Below are 16,072 nucleotides of genomic sequence, written 5' to 3' on the forward strand. Positions count from 1 at the left end.
GTGCCGAACTCCCAGTGCCGAACTCCCAGTGCCGAACTCCCAGTGCCGAACTCCCTGTGCCGAACTCCCTGTGCCGAACTCCCAGGGCCGGGCTACCAGGCGTAGTCCTCCGGAGCAGTCTTACGTCCGGGAAAGATCTCGTCGAGCCGGTCCAGGGTCGCCTCGTCCAAGATGATGTCCACCGCCCGCAGCGCCCCGTCCAGCTGCTCGGGGATCCGCGGCCCGATGATCGGGGCCGTGACGGCTGGTCGGTGCAGCAACCAAGCCAGCGCGAGGTCTCCTGGCTCGTGGCCCAGCTCGTCCGCCAGCTCCTCGTACGCGGTCAGCTGCTCGCGGTGCTCCTCCAGGCTGGCGGCCGACCGGCCCTCCAGCCGCCGGACGCCTTCGTTGGTCTTCCGCACTACGCCCCCCAACAGCCCGCCCTGGAGCGGGGACCAGGGGATGATCCCGAGGCCGTAGTGCTCGGCGGCCGGGATGACCTCCAGCTCGATGTCGCGGACCATCAGGTTGTAGAGCGACTGCTCGCTGACCAACCCGAGGAGGTTCCGCTTGGCGGCCGCCGCCTGGGCCTGGGCGAGGTGCCAGCCGGCGAAGTTGCTGCTGCCGGCGTAGAGGATCTTGCCCTGGGCCACCGCGACCTCCACCGCCTGCCAGATCTCCTCCCACGGCGTGGCACGGTCGACGTGGTGGAACTGGTAGAGGTCGACGTAGTCGGTCTGGAGACGTTTGAGGCTCGCGTCGAGGGCGCGGCGGATGTTGAGCGCCGAGAGCTTGCCCTCGTTCGGCCAGCTGCCCATGTCGCCGTAGACCTTGGTCGCGAGCACGGTGCGCTCACGACGGCCACCGCCGCTGGCGAACCAGCGGCCGAGGATCTCCTCGGTCCAGCCGCGCCGCTCAGCGCCGCCGTAGCCGTTCGCGGTGTCGAAGAAGTTGATGCCCTGCTCGTGGGCGGTGTCCATGATCGCGTGCGCGACGGGCTCCTCGGTCTGGGGACCGAAGTTCATGGTGCCGAGGCACAGCCGAGAGACGGTGAGGCCGGTACGGCCTAGATGAGTGAACTCCATGGTCAACCATCCTGCTCCGCCACTTCTCGGAGCTGGTCGGCGGGCTCCACGTGCACCTCGGCGGAGGGCTCCTCGCCCGGTGCCCCAGGGACTCCGGGGCGGTGTTCCCGGCCTGGCCAGGGGGTACGTAGACTCCTGCTCACACGATCCTGAGCCGAACCTGAGGTTCGCCTTGCCCAATCCCGACCACGCACAGAGGCCGTCAGCGCAGGATCATGGGGTCAGGATCGGGGGGTTCTGGCGTCGGGGTTTCACCGCCCTGTCAACGCCTGAGGAGGGCTGCAGATGAACACCACGGCAGACCGTTTGGTCGGAGCCCGCGGTTGCGTGTCGCAGTCCCGCTGGGTTCTGGGTCCGGCCACATGACGTGGCCAGGGACGCCATGACGCCCAACGAGACCGGTGGCTCCGGCCGAGGGGTGCCCGCTCGACGCTGGGAGATGACCTCCCAGGAGCAGGACATGATGTCCCGTTTCCGGCGCGACTTCCTGGACCTGCTGGACGGCCGGGTCGCCAAGATCGAAAAGCTGGTGCTGAACGCCCAGCTGGAGCCCGCACACGTCGCTCTGCTCAGTCTCGAGTCGAGCAGCACCATGATCGGCCGGGTCGAGCTCGCGGCCGCCGTCCGGCAGCTGCGGTCCGTGCTGACCCAGGCCGGGCCGGACGAGCTCGACGCCCTGTTGGCGGAGGTGCTCCGGCACGCCCAGGCCGCCCGTAAGCAGCTGGAGACCAGCGAGGCCTGACCGGCCACGGCTCCGGCTCCTCGGTCAGCTGCTCAGCGGCGCGCCGCGCGCTTTGCGTCTGCCAACCGGTAGCCCACGCCACGGACCGTCTCGATGAAGCGCGGCGATCCGACGGGGTCGTTGAGCTTGCGGCGGAGGTTGGCCATGTGCACCTCGACGGCCCGCTTGTCGGAGTCAGAGACGTAGCCGGTACTGGCGTAGTCACCCCGCAGCTCCAGCGCCAGGGACTCCTTCGAGATCACCCGGCGGGCGCCCTGCATGATGGCGAGCAGCAGGTCGAACTCGCTCCGGGTCAGCTCGACCGGTGCGCCGTCGACGTCGCAGAGCCACATCTCCTCGTTGATCCGCAGCCCGTTGTGGCTGAGCCAGCCCGGTTCCTCCGTGTCGCCGACCGACGGGTCAGCCGTCTCGGCGGACGGCGCGCCGGAGGGGCTCGGGGCCGTGGCCGCAGCGGGCTCCGCCGAGACCTGCTCGGCCTTGGCCAGGTGGTAGCGCCGCAGCATCGCCTCGATCCGGGCCCGCAGCTCGCGGGGCCGGAACGGTTTGGTGAGGTAGTCGTCGGCGCCCGCGTCGAGACCCATCAAGGTGTCGATCTCTTCGTCGCGCGCCGACAGCATGATGATGTAGGTGGTGCTGAAGGACCTGATCTGGCGCGCCACCTCGAAACCGTCGATGCCGGGCAGCGAGATGTCCAAGGTGGTCAGGATCGGCTGGTTCGTGCGGACGCACTCGATGCCGTCGGCGCCGTTCTCGCAGGCGAACGTGCGAAACCCGGCCTGCTCCAGGATCGCCTGCAAGAGGTTCCGGATGTCCGCGTCGTCCTCGATCACGACCGCGACCCGTCCCGGCTGCAGCGGCAGCACCGCGCCCGAGGACCCGTTTGGCATGGTCATAAGGTACCCACCGAACCTTGTCCAACGGTGTCAGCGGTACCGATCGGACCCGCCAAGTCGTGGATCGTCGCCCTTTCCGTCGTTCCCAGGGGGTCCTTGGGCGCCGTGACCGGGTGGTGACCGACGTCGAGGGTGTAGTAGGTCTGGGAGTCGGTGAGGGCCGGGGCCACGCCGGTGGTGCGCTGAAAGCTCTCCGACACCCGGCGCCCGAGGCCGAGCTCGGCCGCGTTGTAGCTGCACATGTCGTAGGCGCAGACGGCTCCGGCTTCGACCAGCTCGCCCACGCCGACGTCGATGATGTGGTCGAGGAAGCGGCTGTGTCGCTGGCTCGGGTGGGCGAGCAGAAAGCTGATGTACCAGATCGCGCGCCGCTCCCAGTGCTCGGGATAGCGGGCCGCGAAGTACTCGGGACTGATCCACGGCACCGTGGTCAGGTCGGTCGTCACCACGCACATGCCCACCGGGTCGCCGGCGGCATCCCACGCCACGTACTTGCGGACGGCCGGGTTGGTCATCTGCTCGCTGAACTCCGCCTCGGTCAGCACCTGGCGGGCTATCGACCGGGTCCGCAGCGAGCCGAACGCCGCCTCGTACAGGTCGAAGAAGACCAGCACCAGCTCGCGCTCGACCACCAGCTCGAGGGTGAAGCGCCAGCCGCCCCGCATTCCCAGGTCCTCGTAGTCGCCGTGCGGGCTGCGCCCCTTCACCGGAGCACCGGCACGGCCGTGCCCGCCGCCACCATCGGCTCGTCCCACCCGACGCTGCGGTAGCTCGCCACCACCACGGCAGCGGCGGGGTCGCCGTCGCACCGGGCGTGGGACAACAGCCGACCAGCCTCGACGTAGGACTCCGGCCGGCGCGCCATCATGGCACCGATGGTGGCGCTCAGCTCGGCGTCCACGCCGGCTCGGGTCGTGGCGTGGTGCTCGACGAAGAGCCCGGCCCCGGAACCGTCGTCCCGCAGCGCCCAGGCCACGCCGGCCCAGATCTCCGTACCCGGCTCAGCGGCCACCCCGTGGGCGTAGACGCAGTAGAGCAGGTCGCCGTGCTCGCCGGGGATCTGGTCGGGGGGTGACACCACCTCGACCCGGGCCCCGGCGGGGATGACCGAGCTGAGTCGGACCAGGTTGAAGCCGGCCAGGCCGGCGGAGCCCAGCGCGGCGTCGAACGCGGCGAGCGCGGTCGGGCCGTCGCCGCGGCCGCCGCTGAGTCTGATCAGGGGCGCGTAGCGAGGGCTCCGGGCGTGAGGGGTCACGGGATTCGTCCTCCAAGAGGGGTTGGGTCGCTCCGGGAGGAGCGGCCGGGGGGTGTCAGTGGGCGGACTCGGCCGGCGCTGGCCGGAGGTCGTCCTCGTCGACGTAGGTGTCCGGGCCGCGGTCGAGGGCTCGCGTCTGGTCCGGCGGCTGAACGGGGACCGGCTCGACAGAGGTCGCGGTGGGCAGGGTGAACCGGAAGACGGCACCACCGTTCGGGTTGTTCTCGGCCCAGATCCGGCCGCCGAGGCGCTCGACGAGGCTGCGGCTGATCGCGAGCCCGAGCCCGGAGCCGCCTTTCTCGCGGGCGTCGGAGGAGTCGACCTGCTGGAACCGGGCGAAGACCGACTCCAGCTTGTCCTCGGGGATGCCGCGGCCGGCGTCGGCCACCTCGAACTCCACGACCTTGCCGCGCTGGGTGGACCGGACCGTCACCTCCTGCCCGGGCTCGGAGAACTTGATGGCGTTGCCGAGCAGGTTGAGCAGGGTCTGCACCACCCGGTCGGCGTCGGCGCGGACCTCACCCTCGACGTGCGCGACCCGTACCGCGACCCCCGCCTCGTGCGCCAGCACGGTGGCCTGCCCCATGGCCGTGTCGATCAGCGCTTCCGCGGAGTAGCTGCCGAGGTCCAGCGGCAGACCGCCGGCCTCCATCCGCTCGAGGTCGAGGATCTCGTTGATCAGCCGGGTGAGCCGGTCGCTGCTGACCAGGGCGATGTCGACCATCCGCGCCGCGGTCGCGGTGAGCGGGCCGAGGGCGCCCCCCGCGAGCAGGCCGAGCGAGCCTCGGATCGCGGTCAGCGGGGTCCGTAGCTCGTGGCTGACCATCGAGACGAACTCGTTCTTGAGCCGGTCCACCTCACGTCGCTGGGTCACGTCGCGGAAGACGACCACGGCTCCGAGCCTGGTCCCGTCGTCGCTCAGCGGGGTGGCGGTGACCTCGACGGGGATCTCTCGGCCGTCGGCCCGCAGGTAGGTGTCCTCCTGGCCGCTGGTCATCACCCCGTTCTCGATGGCCTCGGCCAGGTAGGAGTTCTCACCGAGGTAGGCGACGTCGACGGCGGCGGGGGAGTGGAACGTGCGGTACGCGTCGTGCCCGATCAGCTCGACCGCCTCGTAGCCGAGCACTCCGGCCGCGGCCGGGTTGACGAAGGTGATCAGGCCGAAGCGGTCGACGCCGTAGATGCCGTCGCCGACCGAGGAGACGACCAGGTCGCTGCGTCGGGTGACCTGGCGCAGCGACCGGGTGCGCTCGACCACCCGCTGCTCGAGGGTGCGCCGCAGCTGCTCGTTGTCGAGCACCAGGAAGAACTGCCGGCCGAGCACCGCCAGCAGCACCATCACCCAGATCACCAGCGCGACGGCGGTGAGCGAGGCGTCGTGCAAGACGACCGCACCGAACAGGCTGGCCCCGAGGAAGACGAGGAAGACGGTGGCGGTGCCCCGGACCGGGGATATCTCGGCCGCGCTCACGTCCACGGATCCCGTGAACCCGCGTGGGTGCCGGATGCCCCAGGCGAGCAGGGCGTAGCCGGCCAGCCAGCCGAGGTCGACCGGGCTGCCGAGCGCGAAGCGACCCTCCTCCAGCAACGTCAGGGTGTAGAGCAGGTCGGAGACCCCGAACAGGATGAAGCAGAGCGCCCCGGCGCCCAGGATGGGTCGGTCGGCCGGCGCGCTGCGGGTGAAGAGCAGGATCGCCAGCGTCGCCACCACCACGTCGAGCACCGGCGTGACGAGGTTGACCACGTAGTTGGTGACGTTCATCCCGTCGAGCGCGGTGCCGACCTGCATGCTGACGACCGCGAGGATGGAGCCGCCGATGACCACGCCGTCCAGCAGCATCCGCGCCAGGTCGGTGCCCCGCCGGCGGGTCCGGGGAAAGCAGACCAGCCCGGCGGCGGAAAGGCTGAGGGTGACCAGCAGCGCGACGTCGCTGGGGGCGACGCCGCGGTGGACGGCCCGGGCGCCGTTCAGTAGCAGCGCCACGTTGCTGGCAGCTCCAGAGAGGCAGGCCAGCGACCACAGGGTCCAGGACCGGCGCGGGCGGTCACTGCTGCGTCGGGCGCGACCGCGACAGGCCAGAGCAGCGTTGAGGCCGACCATCACCAGACCCAGCCCGCTGGCGAGCCGCTTGAGCTCGGCGGGCGCGTCGCTGACGAGCAGCCCAGCGAGCAGCAGCACGACCACAGCCGTGGTCACGCTCTGCAGTCGGAATCGCCAAGCCCCCAGATCTCGGAGATGCGCTCGGCTCCCCATGGGCGCGACGCTACCATCCGGGACCGCTAGCATGGCTGGACCTCAGCCGTGCGTGACGTCGTCCCTGCCCCGCCTGAGCAGGCGTGCCGACCGTGTTGCGGTGTTGCCGCCTCGGTCGGCCCTGGTCGTGCGAGTCCCCCAAGCGTAGGGAAGTGGAGGTCGCTCGATGACCGACTGGGCGTTCCGAGGGCACGGTGGCGTCAACCGCTGCTGCCGGCCGCAGGGGCTTCCGACCGAGAACGCTCCGCGCCGGTGACGCGCCGCGTGCTCGTCGTCGACGACGACCCGTTGCTACGCGAGGTGGCCAAGGCGTCGCTGGAGATGGTGGGCGGCTGGGAGGTGCTGACGGCGTCCTCGGGTGCCGAAGCCGTCGAGGTCGCCCTTCGCGAGCACCCCGACGCGATGCTGCTCGACGTGATGATGCCGGGCCAGGACGGGCCGAGCACCTTGGTCGAGCTGAGGACGGACGCGTCGACGCGGGACCTGCCGGTCATCTTCCTCACCGCCAAAGCAGGGGGTGAGGGCCGTGATGAGTGGAAGAATACCGACGCGTCAGGTGTAATAGGCAAGCCGTTTGATCCGATGACGTTGTCGGCGGAGGTGTCGCGGCTGCTCGGGTGGTAGCGGAAGGAGTCTCCTTGTCCGTACCCTCACCCGAGGACCGCGAGGATGCTGTCATCGCGTTGTTGCGGGGGCTCTCGGAGTCGGCCATCCAGTCCAACCTCGCGCGCTCGGTGGTCATCGCTGACGCGCTGCAGGCGGCTGAGGCCGGTCAGCTGTCCGAGTCGCAACGGCTGGCTGCTGTGGCCGCCGCCCACCAGGTGGTGGGTTCCGCCGGCACTTTCGGTCTGCCCCGCGCCTCGCGGGCAGCCGCCCGGCTCGAGGAGTTCCTCACCCCCGCCGTGCCGAAGATCACGCCTGGACCGGCACTCATGGAGGCCCGCGGTCAGCTCGACGAGCTGACCGCCTTGCTGGTGGCCGGGTCCGCCGATCACCAGTTCGAGGAGTAGGTGGGTCGGGGCGACCGGGCGACGGGCCGCTGCCGGTGCAGTCGCCAGGCCGCGAGCACCCCGCCGACCGCCCCGCCGAGGTGGGCCTGCCAGCTGATCCCGACGGCGCCCGGCAGGACACCCCAGATCAGGCTGCCGTAGACGAGCAGAACCACGAGCGCCAGCACGACCTGTCCGGGGCGTCGCGACCAGAGACCCCGGGCCAGCAGGTAGGTGAGCCAGCCGAAGATCAGCCCACTCGCGCCCAGCACGATCGTGCCCGCCGGGGTCAGCAGCCAGGCGAACAGCCCGGAGCTGACGACCGAGGTCAGCGAGGCGGCCAGCCAGCGGGCGACGCCGCTCAACAGGACCAGGAAGCCGAGGACGAGGAACGGCACCGAGTTGCTCACCAGATGGGCGAAGCCGGCGTGCAGGAACGGCGCGGTGAGGATCTCCGGCAGCCCGTCGAGCTCGCGCGCCCTGATCCCGAACTGGTCGAGGGCGTTCCCGCTCGCCTGGTCGAGGAGCTCGAGCAGCCACAGCCCCGCGAGCAGGAGCAGCATGACCAGCGCAGCGCGGGCGGGTCGGATCGACGACGTCGGCATGGTCCCAGGGTGCCTGACCCGCTCAAGCGGTTCGGGGCCCCGCGAGTCGACCCGGCGGGACCGCGGTGTCGCCCTCAGCCCAGCAGGGTGGTCCCCAGCAGCCGGCCGATCGCGAACGTGGCGCCCAGGGCCACGGCGCCGCCGAGCACGACGCGCAACGTCGGCCGCAGCAGCTGACCCGTACCCGAGCGGGCACCACCCAGCCGTGCCCCGGCCGCTCCGGTGCCGGCGAGCGCGAGCAGCACCACCGCGATCGTGCCCGGGAGGCGGATGCCGAGCGGCAGCGCGATGACCGCCAGCAGCGGCAGCAGCCCGCCGAGCACGAAGGCAGCCGCGGACGCCCGGGCCGCCCGCCACGGGTCGACCAGGTGGTCGGGGTCGATCCCCAGCTCCGCATCCAGGTGGGCGCCGAGGGCGTCGCGGGCGGTCAGCTCCTCGGCGACCTGGCGTGCGGTCGCCGGGCTCAGTCCCCGGGCCGCGTACAGGGCAGTCAGCTCGTCGAGCTCGGCCTCCGGCATCAGCTCGAGCTCGGCCTTCTCCTTGGCGATCAGCACCCGCTCGGCGTCGCGCTGACTGCTCACGGAGACGTACTCCCCGAGCGCCATCGACACCGCACCGCCCACGAGGCCGGCCGCCCCGGCGGTCAGCACCGGACCGAGCTCGGGCGTGGCCCCGGCCACGCCGACCAGAAGCGCCGCCACGGACACGATGCCGTCGTTGGCCCCGAGGACCGCCGCCCGCAGCCCGTTCAGCCGGTCGGACGCGCCGCGGGCGTGCGGCTCGTCGACGTGCGCCGGTGGCGTGGCGGGCCCGGATGCGGGCAGGGGGGTCCCCCGAAGATCGAGCTCGGTCATCCCCGCAGTCAACCAGGAGGGGACGCCCGTCGCCACGAAGGCGTGTCTACCCTTCCCCGGGCGCTGGGTCAGGCGCTGGGAGCCGGGTGCACGCGAACGGCGAAGCGGCTGCTCAGCTGCTCGTCCGGCTGCACCCAGATGGCGGTGGCGGAGGTGCGGCGGACCTCGTGCAGGCCGTGGGCGGGCCAGCTGCTGAGCGGAGTGAGCGCCAGGAAGTACGCGTTGCTGAACCAGGGGAACCCGCTGCGGCCGCCCGCCTCGAAGGAGTAGCAGAGATAGGGCCAGGTCTCGTCCCAGGTCAGGTCGACCCCGAGCGAGCCGGTCGCGTTGCGCACGGTCAGTGACGGGGTCGCGAAGTCGCTGAGGTAGGCCAGCCGGGACTCGGCGGCGTCCGGCCCGGGCAGCCGGGAGAGGTTGACCGTCGCGTGCGCTCCGTGGGCCCGCGGCCAGGGCATCAGGTCCTCGTAGGTGGTGCCGCTGCCGGACCGCGCGTCGGGCCGGACCACGCTGGCGCTCGTGCTCACGGTCGTCCCCGGGCCGATCAGCCCACCGCCCAGGACCAGCTGGGAGCCCCACATCACCTCGACCGCCTCGCCGCCCACGTTGGTGACGGTCTCGCTCACCTCGACCGTGTCGTCGGCGACCGTGACGTCTTTGGTCACCAGGAACGGGGACCGGACGAGCCGGCCGGACATCGACACCCCGTCCCCGCGCTGGTCGTGGTCCAGCCAGGTGATCCGCGTCTCGCCGTCGTGGCCCCACTCGACCCCGTGCAGCACGGCGGTGTCCCCGGCGTTGGGGAAGAGGCTCTGCCAGCCGCCGGGACAGCTGTCCAGCATGGCCGCCTCAGAGCTGCCCGGGATCGACCAGGCCCCCTGGTGCCGCAAACCCCACGGGGTGGACCACAGCAGGGGGGCGTCGTCGGCTCGGCGTCGCAGGTCGGTCACGGTGCCGCCCAGGCCGGGTACGACGTCCACGCTGACCTGCTCGCTGGTGAGCCGCAGCACCTCCCACCCCCGGACGTGGTGGGAGCTGAGTTCGGCCATGGCCCGAGGATAAGCGGAGTCGGCCTCGGCTCGTGTCACGGCGTCGCTGCTTGTCCACAGCCGATGAGTGTCATCGACGCTGTCCACAGGGCGAGGCCGAAACCGCAGATCAGGGGTCCGCGTCCGCATCCTCTGGTCATGAGACGAACTCCCGCTCGCCGACCGCCGCCCACCCGACTTCGGGTGCGCCGTCCCGCCGACTTCCTCGCCGTCATCCCGTACCTGGTCGGCTTCCACCCTGACGAGTCGGTGGTCGCGGTGTTCTCCCACCGCGGTCGGGTGCTGTTGACCGCCCGGGTCGACCTGCCGCCGCCGCAGCAGGCGGCTGAGCTCGCCGACTCCTTCGCCGTGATCAGCGCCCGGCACCAGGTGGACGAGGTGGTGCTCGTCGTCTACGGCGCGGTGGCCGCCGACGCCCGGGCGGTGCTCGAGCGGCTGGTCGGGTCGGTGGGAGCGCCGATCCGGGAGGCGGTGCTGGTGGTCGGTGGGCGGTGGTGGTCGTTGACCTGTCGGAGCGGGTGCTGTCCGCCGGAGGGGACGCCGTACGAGCCGGCCTCGCACCCGCTGGCCGCCGAGGCGGTGTACGCGGGGCTGAGCGCCCAACCGAGCCGGGTCGAGCTGCAACGCCAGGTGGGCGGCCCCGACGAGGTCGACGAGGTCCGGCTGGTCGCCGCGGCCGCGACGGTGCAGCAACAGACCGCCGGCCAGGATCGGGGCGTCCGGGCCGCGCTGATGGCGGCGACCGTGCGGCGCTACCTCGAGAGCGACGAACCACCTGACGACGACGACTGCCTGCTGCTCGCGGTTCTGGCGGCCGACATCGCAGTTCGCGACGTCGCCTGGGCGATGGTCACCCGCGAGGACGCCGACGACCACCTGCGGGTCTGGTCCCGGACGGTTGCCCGGACGCCGCAGGACCTGGCCCGCGGCCCGCTGGGCCTGCTCGGGGTGACCGCCTGGATCGCCGGCCAGGGGGCGCTCCAGAACTGCTGCGCCGAGCGGCTGCACGAGCTCGATCCCGGGTACACCCTCGGTCGCCTGCTGAACGACATCAGCGAGCGGGCGTTGCCGCCGCGGTCCTGGGACGACATGGCCGACGACATGCAGGAGGAGGTGAGCGCCGTAGCCGGGCTGCAGCGGCTCCACTAGGTTTCTCCTCATGACGCGCTTCGTGGTGTGCGGGGAGACCCTCATCGACCTGGTCCAGAGCCGATCTGACGCGGACGACAGCTTCCGTTCCACGTGGCTGGCGCTGTCGGCCGGAGGTCCGATGAACTCCGCGGTGGCGCTCGGCCGGCTCGGCAACGACACCCACTTCCTGGGTCGGCTGTCGACCGACTCCTTCGGGGACCAGCTGCGTCAGCACATCAGCCGGGCCGGGGTGCAGCTCGACCTGGCCACCGAGTCCTCCCAGGCCACGTCCATCGCCGTGGTCAGCCTGGACGCCGACGGGGTCGCCAGCTACACCTTCCACTTCGCCGGGACGGCGAACTTCGGCTGGCAGATCGACGACCTGCCGGCACTGAGGTCGACCGACTGGCTGCACATCGCGTCGCTGTCCTGCGTCGTCAGTCCCGGGGCCGAGGTGCTGCTCGACTGGATGGGCGGCGTCGGCTCCGGGGTCTCCTACGACATCAACGTGCGCCCCACGGTGATCTCGGACCCGGACGTGTACTGGAGCAAGGTGCAGCCCTGGCTGGTCGCGGTGGGCCGGCGTGGCGGCATCGTGAAGGCCAGCGACGAGGACATCAACTTCCTCGCCCGCTCGGGCCTCTCCGGCGACCCGATCGAGATCGCCGCCGGCTGGGTGGAGCAGTACGGTCTGGGTCTCGCGGTGATCACCCTCGGGGCCGGCGGCGGTGCGGCCGTCGAACCGGGTGGGGCCGTCACCCGGACGCAGGGCTTCCCCACCGAGGTCGTCGACACCGTCGGGGCCGGGGACACGTTCATGGCCGGCTTCCTGGACGGATGGGTGGGCAGCAGGCTCGACCTGGCGCAGTCACTGCGCCGCGGAGCCGCCGCCGCGTCCATCGTCTGCTCCCGGCAAGGTGCGCAGCCGCCGACCGCCGACGACGTGGCGGAGCTGCTCGGCCGGGCCTGAAGCCGGTCGCGTCCTTCCCGGCTGGGTTCAGCCCGCCGCAGCGGCGGGGGAGCGGGTGGCGTCCCGGCCGGCTGCCGTGGCGAGGGCCTGCACGGCGGCGAGGCTTCGGGCTGCGTCGGGCCGGCTGCCGTCGGGCTCGGTGAGGTAGAAGGTGTCGATCGCCAACCCGGCCAGCGTGCTGGCGTGGGCCGAGCGGATCATCAGCCGCAGCTCGGCGACCGCGTGGCCGAGGGCGTAGAGCAGCCCGGGCCGGTCCGTCGTCCGTACCTCGATCACGGTGGCGGACTCGCTCGCGGCGCGGATCAGCTCGATCCACGGCGCCGACAGCGAACCGGAGCCGTGGGCCCGTGCCTCACGTCGCCGGACCGTCTCGAGCACCGCGCGGTCGCACTGCTCCAGCCGCTCCAGCTGCTGCACCAGCAAAGCCGGGTCGGGGAGGTCGGCGACCGCCTGCTTGTCGACCCGCCAGGTGTTGACCGCCACCCCGTCGAGGGTGTGCAGCACCGCCGACCGGACGCCGATCGCGTGTGCGGCGAGCAGACCCGCGGTCTCGCTGAACAGCCCGAGCCGGTCCTTCGCGGCGACGAGCAGCTCCACCCCGCCCGGCCGGTTCTGCACCCGGATCCGGGGTCGGCCGTCCAGGGCCACCGAACGGGCCAGGCCGACGTCGACGAGCCGCGCCACGACGGCCTGCCGCCGCGCCTCGGTCCGGGAGCTGTCGGAACCGGCGTCGTCGGCGACCAGCAGGCTGCGGACCTGCTCGGTCAGGCTGTCGATCAAGGACGCGCGCCAAGGCGACCAGGCGGCCGGTCCGGCCGCGCGGGCGTCGGACTCGGTGAGGTAGCGCAGCAGGTCGAGCACCTCGGCGCGCCCCTGCACGGCGTCGATCAGCGCCTGCTGGGTGAGCGGGTCGGCGTGGTCGCGCTTGGTCGCCAGCGCGGCCAGGGTCAGGTGGTGCCGGACCAGCAGCTCGACGAGGTCGGCGTCCTCGCCGTCCAGACCGATGGCCTCGACCGACCGGCGGGCGATCGGGGCTCCGACCGTGGCGTGGTCGACGCCGGCGCCGGGCAGCTTGCCGATGTCGTGGAACAGGCAGGCCAGCAGCAGCAGGTCCGGCCGTTCGACCTGGGTCAGGTGCCGCTGCGCCTCGGCGGCCGTCTGCACCGAGTGCCGGTCGACGGTGTGCCGGTGGATGGGGTTGTGCTGGGGCCGGGCGCGGATAGGCTCCCAGTCCGGGATCCACCGCGAGATGCAGCCGGCAAGGTCGAGCGCCTCCCACACCGGGACCAGCCGGGGGCCGGCCGACAACAGCTCGAGCAGGGCGTCCTTCGCCTCCTCCGGCCAGGGGGTCGGCAGCGGCGGAGCGTGCAGGCCGAGGTTCTCGGCGGTGACGGGGGAGAGGTCCAGCCCGCGCGAGGCCGCCAGCGCGCCGGCGTGCAGCCCGGTCGTCGGCAGCGACGCGCTCGCGAGGTGGGCCAGCCCCACCTCGCCGGCGTGGATGATCAGTCCGTGGTCGGCCTCGGTGTAGACGGGCCGGCGCTCACGACGGGTGAAGCTGAGCACGCGCCGTTGCGGCACGGCCTGCCTCGCCGTCCGTACCGTCAGGTCGACGGCGTGACCGATCCGTCGGGCGGCCAGGCTGACCGCCCGGTGCAGCGCGTCCGGCTCGGGATAGCCGAGCTGAGCCACCACGGCGTCCACCTCGGCGGCGAGCAGCCGGTCCAACGCCCGTCCCGAGGTCACGTGCAGGGCGTCGCGGACGTCCAGCAGCTGCTCGTACGGGTCCCGCACCCCCGAGTGCGGCCGGTCGGTCAGCCAGGTCGCGGCCAGCGCGCGCAGCATCGCCATGTCGCGGCTCCCGCCGCGCGCCTCCTTGAGGTCGGGCTCGAGCAGGTACGCGGCGTCACCGAAACGCGCCCAGCGCTCGTCCAGAGCGGTGATCAGCTCGGGCAGCCGTCGGCGCGCGTTGCCTCGCCAGGCGCTCAGCAGGGCGGTCCTGGCGCCACCCACCAGGGTGGCGTCGCCGGTGACGACCCGGAGGTCGAGCAGACCGACACCGGCGCTCAGCTCGCGGCCGGCCACCTCCGCGCACTCGGCCGGGGTCCGTACGGAGTGGTCGAGCCGGACGCCGGAGTCCCACAGCGGATACCACAGCTCGTTCGCGAGCCGGTCGGTACCGACCGGGTCCCGGCCGTCGTGCAGCAGCACGAGGTCGACGTCGGAGCGGGGACCCAGCTCGCGGCGGGCCAGGCTGCCGACGCAGGCGAGCGCGGTCCCGCTGACCGGCCCGCCGACCTCGTCGTACAGCTCCACGAGCGCGTCCTCCACGCACGTGGTCGCCCAACGCCGACGATCCGGCCCTGCGGTGGAAGACCACCCGGACCGGATCGCGACGTTGAGACGCTCGCTGGTGAAGTCACGCTTCAGAGCGCGTCCAGCCCGCGCTCTCCGGTCCGCACGCGGACGATGTCGTCCACGGGGACCGACCAGACCTTGCCGTCACCGATTCGGCCGGTCCGAGCGCTCTTGACCAGGACGTCGATGATGTCTCCGGCATCTTCGTCGTCCACGAGCACCTCAAGTCTCACCTTCGGCACGAGGTCGACGGTGTACTCCGCGCCCCGGTACACCTCGGTGTGGCCGCGCTGACGGCCGAAGCCGCTGGCCTCGCTCACCGTCATCCCCTCGACCCCGAAGGACTCGAGGGCGGTCTTCACTTCGTCCAGCATGTGCGGCTTGATGATCGCGGTCACGAGCTTCATGCCGTCACCTCCTCGTCATGGTTGTGGCCCTCGTCCGCACGACGCGGGGCGGTTCCCGAGAGGGCGCCTCGCAGGCTGGAGGTGAGGTTGCCCAGATCGTAGCCAGTCTCGGCGTGCTCGGTGCTGTCGATCCCTTCCATCTCGTCCTCCTCGTTGAGGCGGAAGCCGATGGTCTTCTGCAGTGCGAAGCCGATGACCAGCGTCAGCACGAAGCTGTACAGCAGCACGGCGAGGGCGCCGACGGCCTGGAGCCCGAGCTGGCCGACACCGCCGCCGTAGAAGAGGCCGTCGACACCGGCCGGGGCGTCGGCGTTGGCCAGGAAGCCGACGCTCAAGGTGCCCCAGAGGCCGCCGACGAGGTGCACGCCGACCACGTCGAGGGAGTCGTCGTAGCCCAGCTTGTACTTCAGGCCGATGGCCAGGGCGCAGAGCACACCCGCGACCAGACCGACGAGGATGGCGCCGATCGGGGAGACCGAGGAGCAGGACGGGGTGATCGCGACCAGACCGGCGACGACGCCGGACGCGGCGCCCAGCGAGGTCGGGTGGCCGTCCCGGATCTTCTCCGTCACCAGCCAGGCGAGCGCGGCCGCACCGGTGGCGACCATCGTGTTGACCCAGACGGTGGAGGCCGCGGCGTTGGCGGTCACGGCCGAGCCGGCGTTGAAGCCGAACCAGCCGAACCAGAGCAGACCGGCGCCGATCATGACCAGGGTCAGGTTGTGCGGACGCATCGGGTCCCGCCGCCAGCCGACCCGCTTGCCCAGCACGAGCGCGAGGGCGAGGCCGGCGGCACCGGCGTTGATGTGGACCGCGGTTCCACCGGCGAAGTCGATCGCCTTGAGGTTGTTGGCGACCCAGCCGCCGACGTGCTCACCGGCGGAGAAGTCGAAGACCCAGTGGGCGACGGGGAAGTAGACGACGGAGGCCCAGATGCCGGAGAAGATCATCCAGGTGGAGAACTTGGCCCGGTCGGCGATGGCGCCGGAGATCAGTGCGACGGTGATGATCGCGAACACGGCCTGGAAGGCCACGAAGGCCATGGCCGGGTAGGTGCCGATCTGCTCGGGGTCGGCCACCACGGTGACCGTGTTGTCGGTGCTCATCAGGCCCTTGAGCCCGATGTACTGCAACGGGTCGCCGACCAGGCCGAGGCCCTTGTCGTCGCCGAAGGCCATGGAGTAGCCGTAGAGCACCCACAGGACGGAGATGAGAGCCAGGGCCCCGAAGCTCATCATCATCATGTTGAGGACGCTCTTGGCGCGCACCATGCCGCCGTAGAACAGGGCCAGGCCGGGGGTCATCAGCAGCACGAGGGCCGAAGACGTCAGGATCCACGCGGTGGTTCCGGTGTCGATCTCGAGTGGTGACATGTTGCTTCTTTCGGTGAAGTAACTGGTCGTGGTCACCGTCCACGGTCTGGATCCGAGGCCGGCGAAGGGTCGAGAGAACTCTGGCGGTTGCGTGTTGCGGGCACGAAGCCCCTCGTTACGCCTGTGTGACAGTT

Annotated in this window: 16 protein-coding genes; 5 read left to right on the top strand and 11 right to left on the bottom strand. The window is 71.6% G+C overall.

Annotated elements, in window-relative coordinates; translation table 11 throughout:
• Positions 1 to 92 precede the first annotated feature (92 nt).
• Positions 93 to 1,064: an aldo/keto reductase gene (locus ACFE76_RS16925; RefSeq protein WP_375432948.1), complete on the bottom strand. Its 972-nt coding sequence runs from the start codon at positions 1,062 to 1,064 to the stop codon at positions 93 to 95.
• Between the two features lie 382 nt (positions 1,065 to 1,446).
• Between ACFE76_RS16925 and ACFE76_RS16930 the strand changes: the two genes are divergently transcribed.
• Positions 1,447 to 1,806 (top strand): hypothetical protein, encoded by a 360-nt coding sequence (locus ACFE76_RS16930; RefSeq protein ID WP_375432949.1) that lies wholly within the window; start codon positions 1,447 to 1,449, stop codon positions 1,804 to 1,806.
• Positions 1,807 to 1,838: 32 nt separating this feature from the next.
• Here the strand turns inward: ACFE76_RS16930 and ACFE76_RS16935 are convergent, their stop codons facing one another.
• The 4 genes from ACFE76_RS16935 to ACFE76_RS16950 are packed head-to-tail and all read right to left on the bottom strand — an operon-like array spanning position 1,839 to position 6,151.
• Positions 1,839 to 2,693 carry a response regulator transcription factor gene (locus ACFE76_RS16935; protein ID WP_375432950.1) on the bottom strand — a complete coding sequence of 285 codons (855 nt, stop codon included), beginning with the start codon at positions 2,691 to 2,693 and terminating at the stop codon, positions 1,839 to 1,841.
• Positions 2,694 to 2,695: 2 nt separating this feature from the next.
• Positions 2,696 to 3,406: a hypothetical protein gene (locus tag ACFE76_RS16940; protein WP_375432951.1), complete on the bottom strand. Its 711-nt coding sequence runs from the start codon at positions 3,404 to 3,406 to the stop codon at positions 2,696 to 2,698.
• Positions 3,403 to 3,954 (bottom strand): pyruvoyl-dependent arginine decarboxylase, encoded by a 552-nt coding sequence (locus ACFE76_RS16945; RefSeq protein ID WP_375432952.1) that lies wholly within the window; start codon positions 3,952 to 3,954, stop codon positions 3,403 to 3,405. Before ACFE76_RS16945 ends, ACFE76_RS16940 begins: the two co-directional genes overlap by 4 nt.
• 55 nt (positions 3,955 to 4,009) lie before the next feature.
• Positions 4,010 to 6,151: a sensor histidine kinase gene (locus tag ACFE76_RS16950; RefSeq protein ID WP_375432953.1), complete on the bottom strand. Its 2,142-nt coding sequence runs from the start codon at positions 6,149 to 6,151 to the stop codon at positions 4,010 to 4,012.
• A gap of 309 nt (positions 6,152 to 6,460) precedes the next feature.
• Here ACFE76_RS16950 and ACFE76_RS16955 point away from each other — a divergent pair, with 309 nt between their 5' ends.
• Together ACFE76_RS16955 and ACFE76_RS16960 are read left to right on the top strand one after the other, a co-directional pair.
• Positions 6,461 to 6,832 (top strand): response regulator, encoded by a 372-nt coding sequence (locus ACFE76_RS16955; protein WP_375432954.1) that lies wholly within the window; start codon positions 6,461 to 6,463, stop codon positions 6,830 to 6,832.
• A 14-nt stretch (positions 6,833 to 6,846) separates the two neighbouring features.
• The gene (locus ACFE76_RS16960) at positions 6,847 to 7,218 is read left to right on the top strand and encodes an Hpt domain-containing protein (protein WP_375432955.1); all 372 of its coding nucleotides are present in this window, start codon (positions 6,847 to 6,849) and stop codon (positions 7,216 to 7,218) included.
• On the opposite strand, the gene ACFE76_RS16965 is transcribed toward ACFE76_RS16960, so the two are convergent.
• The 3 genes from ACFE76_RS16965 to ACFE76_RS16975 form a co-directional block, all read right to left on the bottom strand.
• Complete coding sequence (locus tag ACFE76_RS16965; protein WP_375432984.1) at positions 7,200 to 7,760, bottom strand: rhomboid family intramembrane serine protease; 561 nt, start codon at positions 7,758 to 7,760, stop codon at positions 7,200 to 7,202. The genes ACFE76_RS16960 and ACFE76_RS16965 overlap by 19 nt on opposite strands.
• Positions 7,761 to 7,876: 116 nt before the next feature.
• Positions 7,877 to 8,656 (bottom strand): VIT family protein, encoded by a 780-nt coding sequence (locus ACFE76_RS16970; protein ID WP_375432956.1) that lies wholly within the window; start codon positions 8,654 to 8,656, stop codon positions 7,877 to 7,879.
• A 68-nt stretch (positions 8,657 to 8,724) separates the two neighbouring features.
• A complete protein-coding gene (locus ACFE76_RS16975; RefSeq protein WP_375432957.1) occupies positions 8,725 to 9,702 on the bottom strand; it encodes a hypothetical protein in 978 nt (325 codons plus the stop codon).
• Positions 9,703 to 9,840: 138 nt separating this feature from the next.
• On the opposite strand from ACFE76_RS16975, the gene ACFE76_RS16980 reads away from it, so the two are divergent.
• The gene (locus ACFE76_RS16980; RefSeq protein ID WP_375432958.1) at positions 9,841 to 10,851 is read left to right on the top strand and encodes a DUF4192 domain-containing protein; all 1,011 of its coding nucleotides are present in this window, start codon (positions 9,841 to 9,843) and stop codon (positions 10,849 to 10,851) included.
• 10 nt (positions 10,852 to 10,861) lie between these two features.
• Positions 10,862 to 11,803, top strand: a complete 942-nt coding sequence (locus tag ACFE76_RS16985; RefSeq protein WP_375432959.1) for a PfkB family carbohydrate kinase — start codon at positions 10,862 to 10,864, stop codon at positions 11,801 to 11,803.
• A 27-nt stretch (positions 11,804 to 11,830) separates the two neighbouring features.
• Here the strand turns inward: ACFE76_RS16985 and ACFE76_RS16990 are convergent, their stop codons facing one another.
• Genes ACFE76_RS16990 through ACFE76_RS17000 form a run of 3 tightly spaced genes read right to left on the bottom strand, consistent with a single transcriptional unit; the run spans position 11,831 to position 15,938 of the window.
• Complete coding sequence (locus ACFE76_RS16990) at positions 11,831 to 14,293, bottom strand: [protein-PII] uridylyltransferase (RefSeq protein ID WP_375432985.1); 2,463 nt, start codon at positions 14,291 to 14,293, stop codon at positions 11,831 to 11,833.
• Complete coding sequence (locus ACFE76_RS16995; protein WP_375432960.1) at positions 14,227 to 14,565, bottom strand: P-II family nitrogen regulator; 339 nt, start codon at positions 14,563 to 14,565, stop codon at positions 14,227 to 14,229. Before ACFE76_RS16995 ends, ACFE76_RS16990 begins: the two co-directional genes overlap by 67 nt.
• Positions 14,562 to 15,938 (bottom strand): ammonium transporter, encoded by a 1,377-nt coding sequence (locus ACFE76_RS17000; protein WP_375432986.1) that lies wholly within the window; start codon positions 15,936 to 15,938, stop codon positions 14,562 to 14,564. Before ACFE76_RS17000 ends, ACFE76_RS16995 begins: the two co-directional genes overlap by 4 nt.
• Positions 15,939 to 16,072: the final 134 nt, after the last annotated feature.

The sequence above is a fragment of the uncultured Friedmanniella sp. genome, from assembly GCF_964244005.1.
Lineage (GTDB): Bacteria > Actinomycetota > Actinomycetes > Propionibacteriales > Propionibacteriaceae > Microlunatus.

Bases quoted from the DNA above. Each gene is read 5' to 3' on its own strand.
- ACFE76_RS16925 (WP_375432948.1), bottom strand. From the start codon at position 1,064: ATGGAGTTCACTCATCTAGGCCGTACCGGCCTCACCGTCTCTCGGCTG.
- ACFE76_RS16970 (WP_375432956.1), bottom strand. From the start codon at position 8,656: ATGACCGAGCTCGATCTTCGGGGGACCCCCCTGCCCGCATCCGGGCCC.
- ACFE76_RS16930 (WP_375432949.1), top strand. From the start codon at position 1,447: ATGACGCCCAACGAGACCGGTGGCTCCGGCCGAGGGGTGCCCGCTCGA.
- ACFE76_RS16985 (WP_375432959.1), top strand. From the start codon at position 10,862: ATGACGCGCTTCGTGGTGTGCGGGGAGACCCTCATCGACCTGGTCCAG.
- ACFE76_RS17000 (WP_375432986.1), bottom strand. From the start codon at position 15,938: ATGTCACCACTCGAGATCGACACCGGAACCACCGCGTGGATCCTGACG.
- ACFE76_RS16965 (WP_375432984.1), bottom strand. From the start codon at position 7,760: ATGCTGCTCCTGCTCGCGGGGCTGTGGCTGCTCGAGCTCCTCGACCAG.
- ACFE76_RS16995 (WP_375432960.1), bottom strand. From the start codon at position 14,565: ATGAAGCTCGTGACCGCGATCATCAAGCCGCACATGCTGGACGAAGTG.
- ACFE76_RS16980 (WP_375432958.1), top strand. From the start codon at position 9,841: ATGAGACGAACTCCCGCTCGCCGACCGCCGCCCACCCGACTTCGGGTG.
- ACFE76_RS16935 (WP_375432950.1), bottom strand. From the start codon at position 2,693: ATGCCAAACGGGTCCTCGGGCGCGGTGCTGCCGCTGCAGCCGGGACGG.
- ACFE76_RS16975 (WP_375432957.1), bottom strand. From the start codon at position 9,702: ATGGCCGAACTCAGCTCCCACCACGTCCGGGGGTGGGAGGTGCTGCGG.